Genomic DNA, 654 nt, shown 5'->3' with positions numbered 1-654 from the left:
ATGAGTGTATTTTATATGGCAGCATTATCAGTAGGGTCTGTATTCTGGGGAATGGTTGTTGTTTGGCTGATGGCAACGCGATAAGTAGCTGGTTTGTTGAACTCAACATACTTTTTGCAAGTCAGTACTAAGCTGGGCTCGACTCGGTACTCGATGATAATTGATAATAGGCACCTCTCCTAAGCGGCGCTCACCAGCTGCGATACTATTATCTATGGTAATTATTGCAATCTTTTTATTCTCTTTGGTAATTAGCAAATGCTTAGCTCTTCTGCTGGTACTATAATTAGGAAAGTGTTTTTTAATTAAAACAGCTGTCTTTTGTAAGCTATCATTTGTTAATGGCTTCTTACCCGCTGATACGTGTGCTCCATTTTTGGGATCAACTTTATTACTACGTAAATGTGCTATCAGCCATAGTACTGTAATGACTGCTAGCAATATGACAAGCCACCAAATTCCGTCTATCATAGAAAAGTATATCCATTATTAGCAAGGGTTAAGTCATGGTAGCAGAATTATCGCCAAAACTAATAGCAGAAGTACATCGGGCTGCTAAATTGCTAGCGGTTCGACCACAGATCTGTATTCTAACTGGTGCAGGCGTATCAGCAGAAAGTGGCATTCCAACTTTTCGTGATAAGCAAACTGGTC

General features: G+C 39.8%; 1 protein-coding gene. It reads right to left on the bottom strand.

Annotated features, from left to right (window positions below; all coding sequences use genetic code 11):
• Window positions 1-102: 102 nt before the first annotated feature.
• Window positions 103-471: a hypothetical protein gene (locus ACS8FD_RS21470; RefSeq protein WP_439263233.1), complete on the bottom strand. Its 369-nt coding sequence runs from the start codon at window positions 469-471 to the stop codon at window positions 103-105.
• Window positions 472-654: the final 183 nt, after the last annotated feature.

This window comes from Psychrobacter sp. 1U2, from assembly GCF_051847575.1.
The sequence above is the reverse complement of the archived record's forward strand: the minus strand, read 5'-3'. Positions and strand labels throughout refer to the sequence as shown.

Bases quoted from the DNA above. Each gene is read 5' to 3' on its own strand.
- ACS8FD_RS21470 (WP_439263233.1), bottom strand. From the start codon at position 471: ATGATAGACGGAATTTGGTGGCTTGTCATATTGCTAGCAGTCATTACA.